2 protein-coding genes are annotated in these 1,706 nt (G+C 42.8%); one reads left to right on the top strand and one right to left on the bottom strand.

The genetic code is table 11. From position 1 onward, the window contains the following. Nucleotides 1-377, top strand: a 377-nt coding sequence (locus tag DA100_RS08140; RefSeq protein ID WP_138971711.1) for a transposase, incomplete at its 5' end; no start/stop codon positions are given. 320 nt (nt 378-697) lie between these two features. Here the strand turns inward: DA100_RS08140 and DA100_RS08135 are convergent. After that, nucleotides 698-1,177 (bottom strand): DUF1456 family protein, encoded by a 480-nt coding sequence (locus DA100_RS08135; RefSeq protein ID WP_138971710.1) that lies wholly within the window; start codon nt 1,175-1,177, stop codon nt 698-700. Between the last annotated feature and the right edge of the window lie 529 nt (nt 1,178-1,706).

The following is a 1,706-nucleotide window of genomic DNA, read 5'->3' as shown; positions in this document are numbered from 1 at the left end:
TCCCTGGCGTAGGACCTCTTGTCGCGTCAGGCATCATTGGTTCTATAAACAGCGTTGGTGAGTTCAAAAATGGTCGGCAACTGTCCGCGTGGTTAGGGTTGACGCCGTCTCAATACAGCAGTGGTGACAAAAACTATCTTGGAAAAATCACTAAACGCGGAAACCGAGATTTAAGGAAGCTACTCATTCAGGGGGCAAGAGCAGTGATAAACTGGTGTGAGCGAAAATCGGACCCACTCAGTCTGTGGCTACAGACATTAAAACCCAAGATGCATGTCTGCAAATTGGTCGTTGCTCTCGCGAATAAGCTGGCACGGATTATTTGGGCCGTGTTGGTAAAAAGAGCGCCTTATAATCCTCATTTGGCGTGTGCCTGATAAAGAGAACCATCTGTAAAAGAGCGGTAATACACTGATGTAAAACGGTTTGTCTTATTCAAAACCTGTTAAGGACAGCGGCTATTGAAAAGCCATGCGTGTGTAGAGGAGGATAAGACGTCAATTTGGAACTCATTAGGGCGCAGCAAACTAAACGTTGCTATAACGACGCCGGATATATGTCGCAAGACCGTCGACCATCAATGTTAATCTCCGTTAAGGGTGCCTATGAAATAGCTTAAAGAAAAGACCGACATTAATTTCAATCAGGCCTTGCGAACAGCGAGGTGACCATATATGTCCTTTTGCTTACTTTTTGCTTACCCAGTAAACTCTTCAGAATCGGGACGATTGGTAAGCTGCACACCATTTAAGAAATCGCAAAGCAATTGGTCTTCACACTGTTTGTAGTTTTTGTTGTTTGGCTTGCGGAAATATGAACCAATTTCGTATTTACTTAAACTAATGCCAACCACTTCTAATACGTCCAACACATCTTCTGCTTTCATGTCTAGCGCAATGCGCAGCTTCATGAGAATCATGTTGTTGGTCAACGTAACTTTTGGCTTAGGTTGCTCGCCGTCTTTTTTGCCTCGCTTGAGGTTAATAAAGCCATTTAAGAATACCGCCAACTCTTGATCCTTCATCTTAACGCAAGATTTGTCGCTTTCATCTTTTAACCAGTTTGTGACTTTATCTTGAGCCACAATGACTTCGGCCTGCTCGAAAGCTTTCATGATCTGTGCGTTTTTAAGGTTTAACGCGTGTTGGATACGACGTAAAATTTCGTTGTTAGTCACTAGGGATTCCTAAAATGAGTTCTAAGGGTGAATAAAAATCCATCAATCACATGCGATCTGTGGGTGTCTTTATTCAATAGCGTAGTTGACGGTGACTCTAACAGAGAACAGGTTTCTTCGGTAGGTTAAAAAATGAAAATAAGACGGCCTATTCGAACTAGTTGGCGAAGTTGGTAAGACCCCACTTTCATAGACATTATGCTGATTAGAAAAAGTAGGTCGATTCAGAGCTTATCTAACGTAACCGATGCTAATGTACTTCCCAGCTTGCTTAAGCAGACACGTCGGAAAATCATTGATATATCAGGTGATGGTGATCGCCTAACAACCAGTCATGTTAGGCGCGTTTTTAACTGAAATCGAATTAGGAAACAAAACCCATCCACAGCTTCCGCACACATTACTTACCTTTCCATACGCACTGCGCGTTACTTTGATTGAAAATCGGTGTTGCACTTATTGAGCCGCCTCGCAAATCACCGCTGAATATTGCCGCTACAGTACAACAACTTGATTTAGGTTGCGTCAT

The sequence above is a fragment of the Vibrio sp. Hep-1b-8 genome (assembly GCF_006124995.1).
Classification (GTDB): Bacteria; Pseudomonadota; Gammaproteobacteria; order Enterobacterales; family Vibrionaceae; genus Vibrio.
Note: the sequence above shows the minus strand (reverse complement) of the source record. Positions and strands in the feature narration are given on the sequence as shown.